Annotated in this window: 13 protein-coding genes and 1 pseudogene; 12 read left to right on the top strand and 2 right to left on the bottom strand. The window is 60.5% G+C overall.

Features of this window, described 5'->3' with window-relative positions; translation table 11 throughout:
* The first annotated feature begins 200 nt into the window (after nt 1-200).
* The 6 genes and pseudogenes from ACEWFR_RS15450 (at nt 201) to ACEWFR_RS15425 (ending at nt 5623) form a co-directional block, all read left to right on the top strand.
* Nucleotides 201-1004 carry an inositol monophosphatase gene (locus tag ACEWFR_RS15450; protein WP_374061900.1) on the top strand — a complete coding sequence of 268 codons (804 nt, stop codon included), beginning with the start codon at nt 201-203 and terminating at the stop codon, nt 1002-1004.
* A gap of 439 nt (nt 1005-1443) precedes the next feature.
* Nucleotides 1444-2571: a DUF63 family protein gene (locus ACEWFR_RS15445; protein WP_374061899.1), complete on the top strand. Its 1128-nt coding sequence runs from the start codon at nt 1444-1446 to the stop codon at nt 2569-2571.
* A 126-nt stretch (nt 2572-2697) separates the two neighbouring features.
* Nucleotides 2698-3573 carry an NOP5/NOP56 family protein gene (locus ACEWFR_RS15440; RefSeq protein ID WP_374061898.1) on the top strand — a complete coding sequence of 292 codons (876 nt, stop codon included), beginning with the start codon at nt 2698-2700 and terminating at the stop codon, nt 3571-3573.
* Nucleotides 3566-4204 carry a fibrillarin-like rRNA/tRNA 2'-O-methyltransferase gene (locus tag ACEWFR_RS15435; RefSeq protein WP_374061897.1) on the top strand — a complete coding sequence of 213 codons (639 nt, stop codon included), beginning with the start codon at nt 3566-3568 and terminating at the stop codon, nt 4202-4204. The genes ACEWFR_RS15440 and ACEWFR_RS15435 overlap by 8 nt, the downstream gene beginning before the upstream one ends.
* Before the next feature lie 358 nt (nt 4205-4562).
* Nucleotides 4563-4721: pseudogene (locus ACEWFR_RS15430) on the top strand (fibrillarin-like rRNA/tRNA 2'-O-methyltransferase); the annotation flags it as partial.
* 56 nt (nt 4722-4777) lie between these two features.
* On the top strand, nt 4778-5623 hold the full coding sequence (locus ACEWFR_RS15425) for a hypothetical protein (RefSeq protein ID WP_374061896.1): 846 nt from the start codon (nt 4778-4780) through the stop codon (nt 5621-5623).
* 389 nt (nt 5624-6012) lie between these two features.
* On the opposite strand, the gene ACEWFR_RS15420 is transcribed toward ACEWFR_RS15425, so the two are convergent.
* Nucleotides 6013-6201 carry a hypothetical protein gene (locus ACEWFR_RS15420; RefSeq protein ID WP_374061895.1) on the bottom strand — a complete coding sequence of 63 codons (189 nt, stop codon included), beginning with the start codon at nt 6199-6201 and terminating at the stop codon, nt 6013-6015.
* Between the two features lie 351 nt (nt 6202-6552).
* Here ACEWFR_RS15420 and ACEWFR_RS15415 point away from each other — a divergent pair, with 351 nt between their 5' ends.
* Both ACEWFR_RS15415 and ACEWFR_RS15410 read left to right on the top strand, forming a co-directional pair.
* Nucleotides 6553-6825 (top strand): hypothetical protein, encoded by a 273-nt coding sequence (locus ACEWFR_RS15415; protein WP_374061894.1) that lies wholly within the window; start codon nt 6553-6555, stop codon nt 6823-6825.
* On the top strand, nt 6822-6962 hold the full coding sequence (locus tag ACEWFR_RS15410; RefSeq protein WP_374061893.1) for a hypothetical protein: 141 nt from the start codon (nt 6822-6824) through the stop codon (nt 6960-6962). Before ACEWFR_RS15415 ends, ACEWFR_RS15410 begins: the two co-directional genes overlap by 4 nt.
* A gap of 253 nt (nt 6963-7215) precedes the next feature.
* Here the strand turns inward: ACEWFR_RS15410 and ACEWFR_RS15405 are convergent, their stop codons facing one another.
* Nucleotides 7216-7758, bottom strand: a complete 543-nt coding sequence (locus ACEWFR_RS15405; RefSeq protein WP_374061892.1) for a hypothetical protein — start codon at nt 7756-7758, stop codon at nt 7216-7218.
* Nucleotides 7759-8813: 1055 nt separating this feature from the next.
* On the opposite strand from ACEWFR_RS15405, the gene ACEWFR_RS15400 reads away from it, so the two are divergent.
* The 4 genes from ACEWFR_RS15400 to ACEWFR_RS15385 all read left to right on the top strand — a co-directional run bounded on the left by ACEWFR_RS15400 (nt 8814) and on the right by ACEWFR_RS15385 (nt 13776).
* Nucleotides 8814-10028 (top strand): MFS transporter, encoded by a 1215-nt coding sequence (locus tag ACEWFR_RS15400; protein ID WP_374061891.1) that lies wholly within the window; start codon nt 8814-8816, stop codon nt 10026-10028.
* Nucleotides 10029-10216: 188 nt separating this feature from the next.
* On the top strand, nt 10217-11815 hold the full coding sequence (locus tag ACEWFR_RS15395) for a long-chain-fatty-acid--CoA ligase (RefSeq protein WP_374061890.1): 1599 nt from the start codon (nt 10217-10219) through the stop codon (nt 11813-11815).
* Between the two features lie 89 nt (nt 11816-11904).
* Nucleotides 11905-12987, top strand: a complete 1083-nt coding sequence (locus ACEWFR_RS15390; RefSeq protein ID WP_374061889.1) for a glutamate--cysteine ligase — start codon at nt 11905-11907, stop codon at nt 12985-12987.
* Nucleotides 12988-13041: 54 nt separating this feature from the next.
* Entirely contained in the window at nt 13042-13776 is a 735-nt protein-coding gene (locus ACEWFR_RS15385; protein WP_374061888.1) for a helix-turn-helix domain-containing protein, read from the top strand.
* The last annotated feature ends 17 nt before the right edge of the window (nt 13777-13793 follow it).

Here is a 13793-nt window from a genome sequence, read left to right as displayed (position 1 = left end):
GCCACTGAAACGATTTACATACTGATCGCAACGCTGTCGTGCGATCAGCTGTGCAATGACGTTCAGTGGCTACTATACTGCTACAGCTACTGGCTCATCGAATGTGTCCGACGAGAGACCGCCCGCTCGAGGGGCCCGACGACGACGGCTCGAGGCGCGTAGTACGACCACTTTTCACCCCCGACCGACGAGGATGGGCCATGTATGAACCCGAATCGGACCCCGATCGCGCGGCCGTCGCGGCTCGAGCAGCGGGCGAGGGGGCCGCCGTCGCGGCCGACTCGTTTCGAACCGATCTCGCCGTCGAGGAGAAAAGCGGCAAGACGGACGCCGTGACGCAGGTCGATCGCGATGCACAGGTGACCGTCATCGAGACCATCCGCGAGGCGTTCCCGGACGATCCGATCGTCGGCGAGGAGGAAGACGCGCTGAAGGAGGTCCCCGAAACCGGACCGGCCTGGATCGTCGACCCCATCGACGGGACGAACAACTACGTCGACGAGACTCGAGCGTTCGGGACCGCTGTCGCGGCCGTCGTGGACGGCGAACCGGTCGGCGCCGCGTTCGACTGTCCCGCCCTTTCCGACACCTACCGCGTCGGCCCCGAGGGGGCGTTCCGAAACGACGAGGCGCTATCGGTCAGCGACTGTACCGACCCGGAGGCGGCTACCGTCTGCCCGACGTTCTGGTGGGACTTCGACCAGCGCGACCAGTACGCCGCGGCCACCCGCGCCGTCGTCGAGCGGTTCGGCGACATGCGCCGCTTTGGCTGTGCCCAGCTCGAGCTGGCGATGGTCGCCTCGGGCGCGCTCGAGGGGACGATGACCAACCTGCGAGCGAACTCGTGGGACACCGTCGCCGGCGTTCAGTTGATCCGTGAGGCCGGCGGCGTCGTCACCGATCTCGAGGGCGACCGCTGGCGACACGATAGTGCGGGGATCGTCGCCTCGAACGGCGGGATTCACGACGAACTGCTCGCGGCGGCCCGCGAAATAGAAGAGTGAACAGAACGTTGGGCTTGGTCGGGACCGACGGTTCTCGGCCGGAGCTCGGATATCGACGTTCTCTAGCGTCGTGAATGGAACGGTGTGTTTTGGAGAACGGGTGAGACAAAGCGTCCTGCTATCGTGGCACCAGGGAATCGCCACGCCCTCCCCAACCGATTCGCTCACTCTTACAGTCGTTCGCTCATCCCTCGCACGTCTTCAGGCCGCGGCTCACCCGGCTCACGGTTCCCTGCGGCCACCGTTCGCTTTCCGAGGCGCTCACTTCGTTCACGCCTCGCAATTCGCCGCGGCCCAGCGCGCGCCACCGCACGCCGGTTGACCGGTCCGGAGCGATACGTTGTTTCCTCTATTGAGGGTTCTCGTCGAACCCGGTCGGGGAACAGTCACGCGCGTTGAAAATCGGAAACGGTAAGCGGCCCCCACTACGGGATTCGGTATGGACGATGTCATCGACCGGTTCGGGGCCGAGCGCGTCTGGGTCGCGACCGTCGCGAGTCTCGCGGCCGCGGTGGTCCTCGGCGCGCTCTTGTTCCCACAGCAGGTCTACGTCGAGATCATCTGGCAGTACTTTTGGGGCCCGGTCGTCGCCGACGCCCACAGCTGGAACTGCGCAACGTTAGTTGACGGCCAGGCGGTATCCTGTGCCGAAGCCCCCGCCGACGCCAGTCCGACCGCCGAACCCGGCTATACGTTCGTCTCCTACGCCGGTTACATCCCGACTCTGGTCCTGATGCTGACCGGAGTTATCTTCCTCGTTCGACGCCTCGAGATCGAGCGCTACCGCGCGGGCTTTTTTGCACTGTTCCCGTTCATGCTCTTCGGCGGCGCGCTGCGGGTCGTCGAGGACGCCAACGCCGCGGCCTTCGTGTACACCGGAGAGATGGCCATCGACCTGCCGTGGTCCGGCTTCATCATCAGCCCGCTGATTTACTTCACCGTCTTCTTCGTCGCGCTGCTCGCGGTCGTGAGTTCGGTCTGGCTCGAGCGAAACGACTACGTCTCGGGCTACGAGTACCCGCTGGCCGGAATTGGAACGGGCCTGCTGACCCTGACGGTCCTCTTTCTGGCCTACACGGCGGCGACGAAGGGATACGCGGAGTTCTACCCGCTGGTCCCGCTGGTCATCCTCGTCGGCGCGACGCTGACGACGGCGATCACGTGGGTCGCACTCGAGCGGTTCGCGCCGGAACTGAACCGCGGTACCGGATACATGGGGATCGTCGTCATCTGGGCGCACGCAGTTGACGGCGTCGCGAACGTCATCGGCCTCGATTGGGCGACCTCGCTCGGGCTCCCGGCGAACCTCGTTCCAAAGCACCCGATCAACCGGGCAATCGCGAACACGACGGCTGACGTGCTTCCGGCCAATATCGTCTCGATCACCGGCTCGGCCTGGCCGTTCCTGTTCGTGAAGATCGCCGCCGCCGTCTTCGTCATCTGGATCTTCGACGAGACGGTCTTCGAGGACAGCCCGCGCTACGCGGTCTTGCTCATGATCACCGTCGTTGCCGTCGGTCTCGGCCCGGGAACCCGCGACATGCTGCGTGCGACGTTCGGCGTCTGAATTCGCTTTTTCGCGTTTCGTCTCGAGTTTCCCGTCCCCTCAGCCGCTGTGTCGTCCGACGGTGGCCCCGCTCGAGTGGCGACCGCGAACGGGGGCTTTAATCGCTCGCGGCGGGAACGAGCGTTCATGACCGATACGGACGGGTGGTTCGCGGCCGTCGACCGCGACGATCCCGACGCGATGGCGGCCGCGATTCGCGAGGGACGCGCCGACGAGCCCCACGACTGGCCCGCCCTCGCGCTCGAGGCGGCGTTCGCGAGCGACGAAGACGAGTATTACGATGCCCTGCGCGACGCGACCACGGCCGCGACACGGGCCGCGGTGACCGAGCGCGAGCGGGCCGACGACCGCCAGCTCGTCCACGCGGTGCGGGCCATGGACGACTGCGATCGGACGGCCAATGAGCTCGCCGAGCGGCTGGCGGAGTGGGCCGGCACCGTCGATCCCGAGGCGGGAACCGGCGTCGAATACGCTCGCAAGCTGACACGCGGCGAGACGGACGACGACCTCGAGGAGCCTGCAATCCGTTCGCTCGCCGAACGGGTCGCCGACCTCGCCGGCGAGGCGGACGACCTTCGCGAGTTCGTCGAGCGCCAGACCCCGGCCGTCGCGCCGAACCTCTCGGCGCTGGCCGATCCCGTGCTCGCGGCCCGGTTGATCTCGCTTGCAGGAGGGCTCGAGACGCTGGCCAAGAAACCCAGTGGAACGATTCAGGTACTCGGCGCGGAGGACGCGCTATTCGCCCACCTGCGGGGGCACGCGCCCTCGCCCAAGCACGGGATCATCTACACGCACGATGCGGTTCGGGGCACCCATCCCGAAAACAGGGGCTCCGCGGCGCGTGCGGTCGCGGGCAAACTCGCCATCGCGGCCCGCGTCGATCACTACTCGGGCGAGTCCAAGCCCGAACTCGAGGCGGAACTCGCAGAGCGGATCGAGACGATTCAGGCGCGGACGACGGATGAGGACGACGAGACCGACGGAGGTGCCGACGATGAGTGAGAAGCTTCCGGCCGGGGTCCAGCGCCGCGAGTTCGACGGGTCCGAGCGACTCGCGACTCGAGGCGAGCCAGTCTACGGCGAACCCACCGACGGCGAGTGGCGTGCCTGGAACCCGAATCGGTCGAAATTGGGCGCGATGCTCGAGTTGGGAATGGAGACCGGCCTCGCAGGCAGCGAAACCGTGCTCTATCTGGGTGCCGCGAGCGGGACGACGGTGAGCCACGTGGCTGATTTCGCCGGCCCGACCTACGCCGTCGAGTTCGCCGCGCGACCGGTTCGAGATCTGCTCGAGACCGCCGAGAGCCGGGATCGGCTCTTTCCGCTCCTAAAAGATGCGCGGAAACCAGAGACCTACGCCCACGTCGTGGAGTCCGATGTCGACGTGATCGTCCAGGACGTGGCGACGCGCGGACAGGCGCGGGTGGCGCTCGAGAACCGGCGCTTTTTGGCCGACGACGGCCGGCTCCTGTTGGCTGTCAAGGCTCGGAGTGAAGACGTGACTCGAGAGCCGTCGGCCGTGTTCGAGGACGTTCGGTCAGAATTGGAGGAGGGGTACGAGGTTTTGGAGGAGAAGGAACTTGAGACCTATCACGAGGACCATTTCGGAGTCGTTGCAGAGAAAGTAAAATAATATTTTTTATAATTCTTCTCCACCTATGCCTACCGATTAAGATATGATCTAATTGATAAGGACATACCAAGAATACCTACAAATATGGTTGAAATTATGTAGGGTAGAGCCAACCCACCATTGACTGTCATAATGCATCCTGCAAGTAGGATTGGACCTCCGAGAACTAGTTGTATATGATACCGCTTCGAACCTTTGATAGCAATAAGCAGTGATGAAAGTACTACTGAGAAAAAGAGTAGTTGGATCGACGGTGAATATGATATCTCATAGTATATGAACACCACTACTAGCATAAATATTGTTTTGTGACGGGTGTTCGGCGGTTCCAGGAACTTGACTGAAATCCCCTGCTGTCAAGTTGCTGTTGGCCGTAAAGGCGCGGAGTGAGGACGTGACTCGAGTGCCGGGAGCGGTGTTCGAGGATGTTCGAGAGGAGTTAGCTGAGGGGTATGAAATTTTGGAGAGTAGGCGGCTCGAGGAATATTATATGGGCCATTCATCAGTGATGTCCTAAATATAAAAGCAGTTGAAACAGAAAGTTTCTTAAATCATGGGTAATAATTATATCCCATGGAGGAAACCAATGGCATGTCGAGGCGCAAAGTACTGAAACTCTCTGTTGGGACCGTTGGTGGCGGCTCAGCAATAATCGGAAATGCCGCTGGTAGCACAGATGAAAGAACCAGTACCGAAATATATAATCGGGCACTCGAGATCCTTAACGAGACGAATAATAGAGATAGATTTAAAAACTTTCTTAAAAATAATGGTTTCAGAGTTGAATCAAGTAGTCGGAAAATAAGTTTTAGAGATAAAACTGATACTGGAGGTATTTCGACGCAACAATTGTATGTTCGAACAATGGACGCTGAGATAACCTTATCAGAGTATTGTAGATCTCCAGAATATACCTTTGTTGACTTTTCATGGGGATTTGATATGGGTGAAATGTATCAAAGCGGAGATAAAGCAAACGATGTTATTGGTATTTACTATCCATATGACTCGTATAACAGAATTGTAGGTTCGCAACATGGCGGAGAATATGTGGAAGCTCCTGGAGAAAACGACCCGTCTGTAGGGGATCTTGATACTAATGGCGTTGCTTTTGAATGGAATGATAAGAAGCACCATAATAATGTATCTGACTCATCATGGCCTCAGCTCGGTTCGCACTGTGGCTTAAAGCTCAAAAAAGACAATCCGAGTGATCCTCCTGAAGAGCGGATTGTTATCGTAGATTACAAACATTCATATCGGCGGTATCCAGTACCAACTGCGGCAATTGAAAGCATCTCAATTAGCGTTGGGGGATTGTCAGTAGGGTTCGGAGCAAATGTTCAAAGTTGGGATGCGAACTGGGAAAAAAGTGAGAAGGAGCTAGAAAAGCATTGCGTTCCTCGAATCGGACCTTAAGAAACTTGCATAGAATTATATTGGTGTTTTTATACAGTTTATCAACTACTGTAACACATAGCGGCCACTCCAATCACTCAATAAACAATCGCTAGCGGTCCACCACCGGAGATAAATATACATGTGTGTAACCACTCGTGAAAACAATGTCTGATACAGATGGTCTCAAATTGATCATATTTGGACTTCATATCACCGTTATCGGTATCGCAGTCGATAACCCGTTTCCATTCATAATCGTCGGGTTCTTACTGTCAATACTTGGTTTTTTACGGGATCGACTTCAAGGCCTTCAAAGATCTAATTAATATAGTTGAACTCCTTGCCCTATATTGAACACCGAACTTCCGTCTAACTCCGAATAAAAACCGTACTATCAACTACTGCTATTATCTGCTACTGTCTGAGATGCGAAATATAAAACTCTCAAGTGTCGAGAGGTCTTCATGCATACTCGCCCATTTTTTTTCTAACGTTCTCGCATCGAGGTCGTCTTGGAGATACCGTTCACCGTCTTGAGTGATCGTGTACACTCCATTTCCAATGATCTGTGTGAGGCCGTACTCCTCGAGCTTCATACAACGATTGTTGATATGCTGTCAAGAGAACGGAATCGGCCCCCTCCTCCTTGATTTTTGTCGGGGTTCGCGGTCCGCTTTCGTGCAAAAACTCGAGAATCCTGTCATCGGCTAAAACCATTCAGTCGGAAGAAACCCGCATACTACTCAGATACCCGCTGACAATCAAATCATCGTCGGAAAGAAACCCACCAGTGCATGCACGACGATTCGTGAGACCCTGAATATCTCGCTCGAGCGGACGTATCACCCTCTACCTACCCACCCACGAACGGCCGGTGTGCGTGGATTGGCCTCATTGCCTTCCAGCGCGATTGTCTCGAGGCGATCGCCCGCCTCGAGCGCGACGGCGTGCCGTGCGACGAACGCGCGATCGGACAGACGCTCGAGCGAGCGTATCCCAGCGTCGAGCGATTGAGACTCGATCCGAACCTGCGTACCCTCGTCGGACGCGACCTCCTCGAGAATCGGCGACCCGAGGCCCGCGCGGAGTACCACCTCACCGATGACGGCCGCGCGCTCCTGTTGCAACGCGCCGAGCGCTTCGCTGACGCCTGCGGGATCGGCGCGGCCGAGTCCGGAGCGGACGAGGTAACCGCTCGAGAGGCGGGTGAGCGGGGATGATCGGGGCTCGAGACGCGGAGCCGATTCGGTGTCCCGACTGCGACGGGGCGCTCCCCGAACGCGATCCGCTGATCGGGTGGTGGCTCTGTGACGACTGCGAACTCGCGGTCGACGGCGACGGGAGTCAGATCGCGTGACCGGGCTGTCGAGACGCCTCGAGCGTGCAGCCCTGTCGATGGTATCGTCGCGCGGCCGCGGTGAGGGTTCTCAGCAACAGTTGTTCTGAATCAGCGTTCGACCCGCTTTTCGAAGCGACCGATGGCCTCGAGGTGATCCCTCGAGAGAGACTGCCGTGCGAACGGAGGCGATTGGTGGTTGATTACCCGCGCGTAGGGAGCAAACTCGCGCGAAAAAAGACGCGCGTCGCGACGCCCTCGTCTCGTTTGCTCTCTAGTCGTCCGTCTCGTTCATCTCGTCCTCGAACGTGATCAGCGCGTCGTCGATCACTGGCTCTTCGTCAGCTATGTAGGGGTCGTCAGCCTCGGGGAACTCGTACGTCTCGTTGTCGTTCGTGTCCTGGTGAGCCATCGCGATCAACACCTGACTCTCCTCGAGGGACTCGTTGAGTTCGATGGTCACGTTCTCGTGGTCGCCGGACTCGAGGTAGGTGGAGTTACCCAGGACCTCCCCGGGCTCGTACTCTTCGGACATGTTCGTAACGATCTCGTTCTCTTCTTCCGTCGCGTTGTCCGCGTCGGCGGGTGCGGCCGCGTGGATGACGGCGAAGCCGCCCTCGGGCAGCGACGTGTTGTTTACCACGACTGCGGTCCCATTCGATGTCTGGTTCTCGAACGTCACCGTGGCCGTTTCGTTCTCCGTTTCGTTATCTTGGACGGTCGTACCGGCGTCTGTCGCAGCGAACGCGATGCTCGCCCCCGAAAGGAAGACGAGCGCCGCGAGGACTGCGACGCCGACGGTTATTGCACGTGACATCGCATCATTGGTGCCGCCGTAGTTCGGCAAAAATCGGATGATTCGTTCGAACGTTTCGACGCTAGAAACGCTCGAATTCGGTAGAAGGGAGGTGAAAGGTAATCCGCTTATTCCGATCGTTAGTCCCGCAATCGTCTGTGTGAGATCGTGTTCTGTTGACCTCTTCTCGAGAGACACACCGGACTCCCACCAGTGTTCAGGGAACTCGACAGGGTTCTGAACTGCTGCGCTCTTCCGGCCACACTCGGAGGACCGTCGATCGACCCCGTGAGAGTCGATTTCGGGTGTCGTCGCGACGCCTCGAGATCGCGGCGCGACGCAACGGGACCTCGTCTGAACCGATCTCGACGGTAGACTCCCGATTTCGGGTCCGGAGAGGGGGGCGAAACGCTCGCTCAAGAGCACACCCTTGTCGGTAGCATCGTCGCGCGACCACGGTGACCAGTGAACGTCTCAATGAGACGTCCACTTTGGTCACGTGGCGACCGTGTTATCCGAATCACTTCCGTCCGCATAACCTGAGAATCAAGCATTACAGAACGTGAGGCTACCGAAATGCCCATATCGATCCAACCCCCAGACGAATAGTGTATGGTCCGCTATGCCGAAGAGCCCTGCGCCGACTGTAGTGGGAAGAAGATTCGACGGGCAGACGGGTCGGAGTGGTGCCCGAACTGCGCGTTGTTCGATCCGTGCCAGCAGGCCGCGTGAGACGGCCGGCTTCGAGGGGAAACGGAAAGCGGTGAGTGACAGCGGATACGACCCGATCCGCCCCGTTTCCGCCGACCGAATTCCCGCACGCTTCCGTCCCCACGAACTCTTGAGCGGCTTGATTGATCGTCGCTTTCGAGACCGCAGCGTCGAGCGCTCCAGCGAGAGACGATTCGCCGAGACCTGCGTTCCGTCGTCGACCCAATCGAGGAATTCCCAACCGACGATCCGTCCTCCATCCCGGTGACTGCCGGAACCGAACCCCTGGTTTAACTCCCGGAAGCATTGGCCGCCTACGTAACTGAAACAACCTGAGTATTGCTAGCCACAGCAACGACTCACCCGTGGCGCATCCGATACAGACGATCAGACGGAACGCGAAGGAGACGACAGGTGACCTGTGGGCCGGCGGGCGCGGCTGGATTCTCCTCGCCGTGGGTGCCGGGTGGGCGCTCTCTATCGGTGTGCGGTTTGTCTATCCCGCGCTCGTCCCCTACTTGCAGGACGACTTCGGGATCGGTCTGACCACGACAGGTCTGCTGTTGACGCTGCTCTGGGGAGCATACGCCGTCGGTCACGTGCCCGGCGGGTTCCTCGGCGACCGAATCGGCGAGGGCAACGTGGTGGTCATCAGCACCCTCATTTCGGCCGGAACCGTTCTCGTCGTCGCCACGGCCATAAACGTCTGGATGCTGTTTGCGGGAACGATCGTGTTCGGCCTCGCGACCGCGCTGTACGGACCGACTCGATTCACCATCTTCACGGACATCTATCCGGATCGTGCCGGCTCGGCCATCGGGCTGACGATGGCTGCGGGGAACATCGGAAACACGGTCTTTCCCGTCGCGGCGGCCGTTATCGCTTCGTACGCGACGTGGCGGTACGGAATCGGCGCGTTCAGCCCCCTCTTTCTCGTCGTCGCCGTCGGACTCTGGATGACCGTTCCGAACCGCACGTCGAGCGGGGAAAGCGCGGTCGACGAACTCTCGAGCGACACGCTCACACGGATCAGAAGCGGGATCACTCGCGAATCCATCCCGATCGTCGTCGCGATTCAGGTCACTGCCTCGTTCGTGATACAGGGGTTTTCCTCCTTCTATCCAACGTATCTCACAGCGGCGAAGGGGATCTCTCCGGCGGTCGCAGCGACGCTGTTCGGGTTGTTCTTCGCCGTCGGTGCGATTATACAGCCCTTTTCGGGAACCATGCTCGACCGTTTCGGCGCGCGTCCGACGCTCGTCCTGTATTTTGGCGGCTGCGTCGCCGGGCTGTGGTTGCTCCCGTTCGTCAACGGTTTCGTCCCGCTCGTCGCGGTCACGGTTCTCATCAGTAGCTGGAACGGGTGCGGCGTCGTCACGCAGACGTATATCGCGGACTCGCTCCCCGACGATATGCAGGGAACGGGACTGGGCACCTTGAAGGCGGGCTGGATGGTCGTCGGTGCGACGTCGCCCCTGCTCATCGGCACGCTCGCCGATTACGGCTCGTTCGACTACGGATTCTTGCTACTGGCTTCGGTCGGCACCGTCGGATTGGTGCTCTCGATCACGCGGCTCTAGGATCCCCAGTCGTTCGTCCCCATTTGGATCGGAATCGTGAGCCGTTTTGGCTTCCTCTCAGTCGACCAAGCATCGAGCGAGTACTGGCAAATCGGATGCGGATCGGTCGGTTTCGGCACCGACCTCGACACGAACCGGTGCTCTTCTCATTAAAGAATATAAGGACATCCGTGGTAGGTAGTGGTGGTATGTCAGATCACCCCACGATAGGAGACACCCTCGAACAGACGGTCGATCGCTATCCCGATCGCGACGCGATCATCTATCCGCGGAAAGACCAGCACTGGACCTACGCGGAGTTCAACGAGCGGGTAAATCGGTTGGCAAACGCCTTGCTCGAGGCCGGAATCGAAACGGGAGACAGAGTCGCGACGGTGCTGTACAACGGCTCGGAGATGGCGCTTACCGTCTACGCGTGCGCGAAGATCGGTGCCGTCTTCACCCCGCTGAACTTCCGCCTCCCGGCGGGTGAGATCGAGTACATCGTCAACGATGCCGAGGCGAAGATGGTCCTCTTCGAGTCCGAAACGCGGGAGGCCGTCGAGGGGGCGCGACCAAGCCTCGAGTCCGTCGCGGAGTACGTGTTCATCGACGACGACCGCGAGGACGCGGACGGTCCGGAGTACGCGCGTGGGTTCTATGACCTCCTCGAGTCCGGGTCCGCCGAACGGCCCGATGTCCGCGTCGACGAAGACGACGTCTACGCCTTCATCTACACGTCGGGAACCACGGGTCGGCCGAAGGGGGTCGTCCACGAGCATCGGGACATGGTCGAGCACAATCTACTGTGTATCGCGGAGATGAACCTCACCCGCGACGACGTGGGCCTGTCGATGATGCCGCTGTATCACTGCGCCGAACTCCACTGTAACCTGTTCGCACGGGTCCACCGCGGCGCGGCGAACGTCATCCACCACGAGTTCGAACCAGAGGCAGTGCTCGAGGCGATCGAGGACCGCGATGTGACGGTTCTCTTCGCCGCACCAACCGCCTGGAACGCGCTCTCGATGACCGCCGCCGAAATGGACGTCGATCTCTCGTCGCTCCGACTCGGACTGTACGGCGCGGCCCCGATGCCCGAACAGGTGCTCGAGAACTGCATGGAACACCTCTGTGAGGAGTACGTCCAGGCCTACGGAATGACCGAGATCGGGCCGGCCGGGATCTTCCAGTCGGCGGCCGATCAGCTCCCGAAACAGGGCTCGGCCGGATTGCCCGGACTCAATCACGAACTGCGCATCGTCGAACCTGACGCGGACCCGGACCAGGTGGTCGAGCGGGGCGAGATCGGCGAGATACTGATCGCCAGCCCGTGTACGATGCGGGAGTACTGGAACCGCCCCGAGGCGACCGCGCAGTCGCTGCGCGAGGCCGACGGGACAACGTGGTACTACACCGGCGATCTCGGGTACCGCGACGACGATGGCTACCTCTACGTCGTCGACCGGAAGGACGACATGATCGTCTCCGGCGGCGAGAACGTCTATCCTGCCGAGGTTGAAGACGTGCTGTTCACCCACGACGCCGTCGAGGAGGCGGCCGTCGTCGGCGAACCCGACGAGGAGTGGGGCGAGACGGTTGCCGCCTACGTCGTCGCTGCGGGCGTCGACGCGGCCGCCCTCGACGAGTTCATCCTCGAGAGTGATCGGCTCGCTGACTTCAAGCGGCCGCGAACGTACTACTTCGTCGACGAACTACCAAAGAATCCCAGCGGCAAGATCCAGAAGTTCAAGCTTCGCGAGGACGAGGCGGGCCTCGAGCCCGAGTCTGAAACCGTCGCGTCCTGATCTTTGCACGAGAAACCCCCGGCTCGAGGATCCGGTCGGTCGCACCGACTCCAAATCGTATTTACTATCGGCGACGAAAGCACGACACGATGGAACGCGGGTCGCGAGAATCGTTTACGCGCATGGGTACGCTGGGGATCGAAGAGGAGTGTTTCGTCGTCGACGCCGACGGACGCCCGACCAGCGGGACCGACGAACTCGTCTACGAACACGACCCGCCCGAGATCCTCGAGGGCCGACTCGATCACGAACTGTTCAAATTCGTCATCGAAACCCAGACGCCGCTGATCGAGTCTCCCGACGACGCCCGCGACTCGTTGCTCGCGATCCGCGAGGCACTGGTCGAACACGCCGAGAACCACGGCTATCGCATCGCGGCCGCCGGCCTCCACCCGCTCGCGAAGTGGCAGGAACTCGAGCACGCGGAGAAACCCCGCTATCGCTCGCAGCTCGACCGTATCCAGTACCCACAACACCGAAACACGACGGCGGGCGTCCACGTCCACGTCGGCGTTGACGACGCTGACAAGGCGGTCTGGATCGCCAACGAACTGCGGTGGTACGTCCCGATTATGCTCGCGCTCTCCGCGAATTCGCCCTACTGGAACGGGTTCGACACCGGGCTCCAGTCCGCCCGCGCGAAGATTTTCGAGGCGCTGCCCAACACCGGGATGCCGACCCACTTCGAAGACTTCGAGGCGTTCGATCGGTTCGAGCGACTGATGCTCGAGACCGAGTCGATCAACGATCGCGGCGAACTCTGGTACGACGTCCGGCCTCACACCGCCCACGGTACGGTCGAACTGCGCACGCCGGACGGGCAGGCCGATCCCGAGATCGTGCTGGCGTTCGTCGAGTACGCCCACGCACTCGTCGGGGCCCTCGCCGAGGACTACGAAGATGGCGCGAGCGGTCACCGGCACCGCCGGGAACTGCTCGATGAGAACAAGTGGCGGGCCATCCGCCACGGGCAGGATGCCTCTTTCATCGACCGCGACCTCGAGGGAACCGTCGATCTGGGAGAACTCGTCGACCGCGAGTGCGAGCGCCTCGGAATCGACGGCATCAGAGACGTTTACGAGCGGGAGAGCGGCGCGGATCGGCAACGCCGTTTGCTCGAGGAGGAGGGACCCGACGCGCTATGCGAATCGCTTATTCTGCAAACCGAGTGACTACCCCGCAAAGGTTTAACTCCGCTCGAGGCCTCGTCCTGTACGAGAACCCACATGAGCTCCGATGATACGGACGAGCATCCGGTCGATACCGACGACGGAGACGAATCGCTCGAGGGACCGGACGACTTCGTCGAGAGCGAGGCCGGCCGAAGCCCGGCTGTCGAGGAGCTCGACCAGCGCATCGTCGACCTGCTCTCGTGGATCCTGGACACGGAAACTCGCGCGAAGATCTACGTCTATCTGCTGGCGAATCCGGGAAGTACCTCCGAAGAGGTCGCGAAGGGGACCGGGCTCTATCCCAGCACGGTTCGCGAAGCGCTCGCGGAACTCCACGAGGAAGACCGCGTCACCCGCGAAAAGCGCGCCAGCGAGGGGGCCGGGAACAACCCCTACGAGTACACCGCGATCCAGCCCAGCGACCTCGTCGGCGGCGTCGTCGATCAGGTCCAGCGGGAACTGAACACCATCTTCACGCTCGATCGCGTCCTCGATCGTGAGGGTAATCGCGACGCTCGAGCCGAACTCGAGGAGCACGTCGAACCGGTGACGATCACCGTCGACGACACGACACCGATGATCGACGGCGATTCCGAGACAGAGACGGACCCCGAGACCGATCCCGATGCCGACGTCATCGAGTTCGAGGACGACATGCAGATCGACACCGTCGATACCGAATCCGACGGGTCCGATAGACCCGATAAGTCTGACGAGTCCGACGACGGCGTCGGGAGTAATACGACCGACGAGAATGACGACTTCGACGCACGATCGAGCGGCGAATAGGGTTCGACGGGTCTGCG

It is taken from the genome of Natrinema sp. H-ect4 (genome assembly GCF_041894845.1).
Taxonomy (GTDB): domain Archaea; phylum Halobacteriota; class Halobacteria; order Halobacteriales; family Natrialbaceae; genus Natrinema.
The sequence above is the reverse complement of the archived record's forward strand: the minus strand, read 5'-3'. Positions and strand labels throughout refer to the sequence as shown.

What these genes read in the sequence shown, in the direction of transcription:
- ACEWFR_RS15450 (WP_374061900.1), top strand. Translation starts at nt 201, where the DNA reads ATGTATGAACCCGAATCGGACCCCGATCGCGCGGCCGTCGCGGCTCGA.
- ACEWFR_RS15445 (WP_374061899.1), top strand. Translation starts at nt 1,444, where the DNA reads ATGGACGATGTCATCGACCGGTTCGGGGCCGAGCGCGTCTGGGTCGCG.
- ACEWFR_RS15440 (WP_374061898.1), top strand. Translation starts at nt 2,698, where the DNA reads ATGACCGATACGGACGGGTGGTTCGCGGCCGTCGACCGCGACGATCCC.
- ACEWFR_RS15435 (WP_374061897.1), top strand. Translation starts at nt 3,566, where the DNA reads ATGAGTGAGAAGCTTCCGGCCGGGGTCCAGCGCCGCGAGTTCGACGGG.
- ACEWFR_RS15425 (WP_374061896.1), top strand. Translation starts at nt 4,778, where the DNA reads ATGGAGGAAACCAATGGCATGTCGAGGCGCAAAGTACTGAAACTCTCT.
- ACEWFR_RS15420 (WP_374061895.1), bottom strand. Translation starts at nt 6,201, where the DNA reads ATGAAGCTCGAGGAGTACGGCCTCACACAGATCATTGGAAATGGAGTG.
- ACEWFR_RS15410 (WP_374061893.1), top strand. Translation starts at nt 6,822, where the DNA reads ATGATCGGGGCTCGAGACGCGGAGCCGATTCGGTGTCCCGACTGCGAC.
- ACEWFR_RS15405 (WP_374061892.1), bottom strand. Translation starts at nt 7,758, where the DNA reads ATGTCACGTGCAATAACCGTCGGCGTCGCAGTCCTCGCGGCGCTCGTC.
- ACEWFR_RS15395 (WP_374061890.1), top strand. Translation starts at nt 10,217, where the DNA reads ATGTCAGATCACCCCACGATAGGAGACACCCTCGAACAGACGGTCGAT.
- ACEWFR_RS15390 (WP_374061889.1), top strand. Translation starts at nt 11,905, where the DNA reads ATGGAACGCGGGTCGCGAGAATCGTTTACGCGCATGGGTACGCTGGGG.
- ACEWFR_RS15385 (WP_374061888.1), top strand. Translation starts at nt 13,042, where the DNA reads ATGAGCTCCGATGATACGGACGAGCATCCGGTCGATACCGACGACGGA.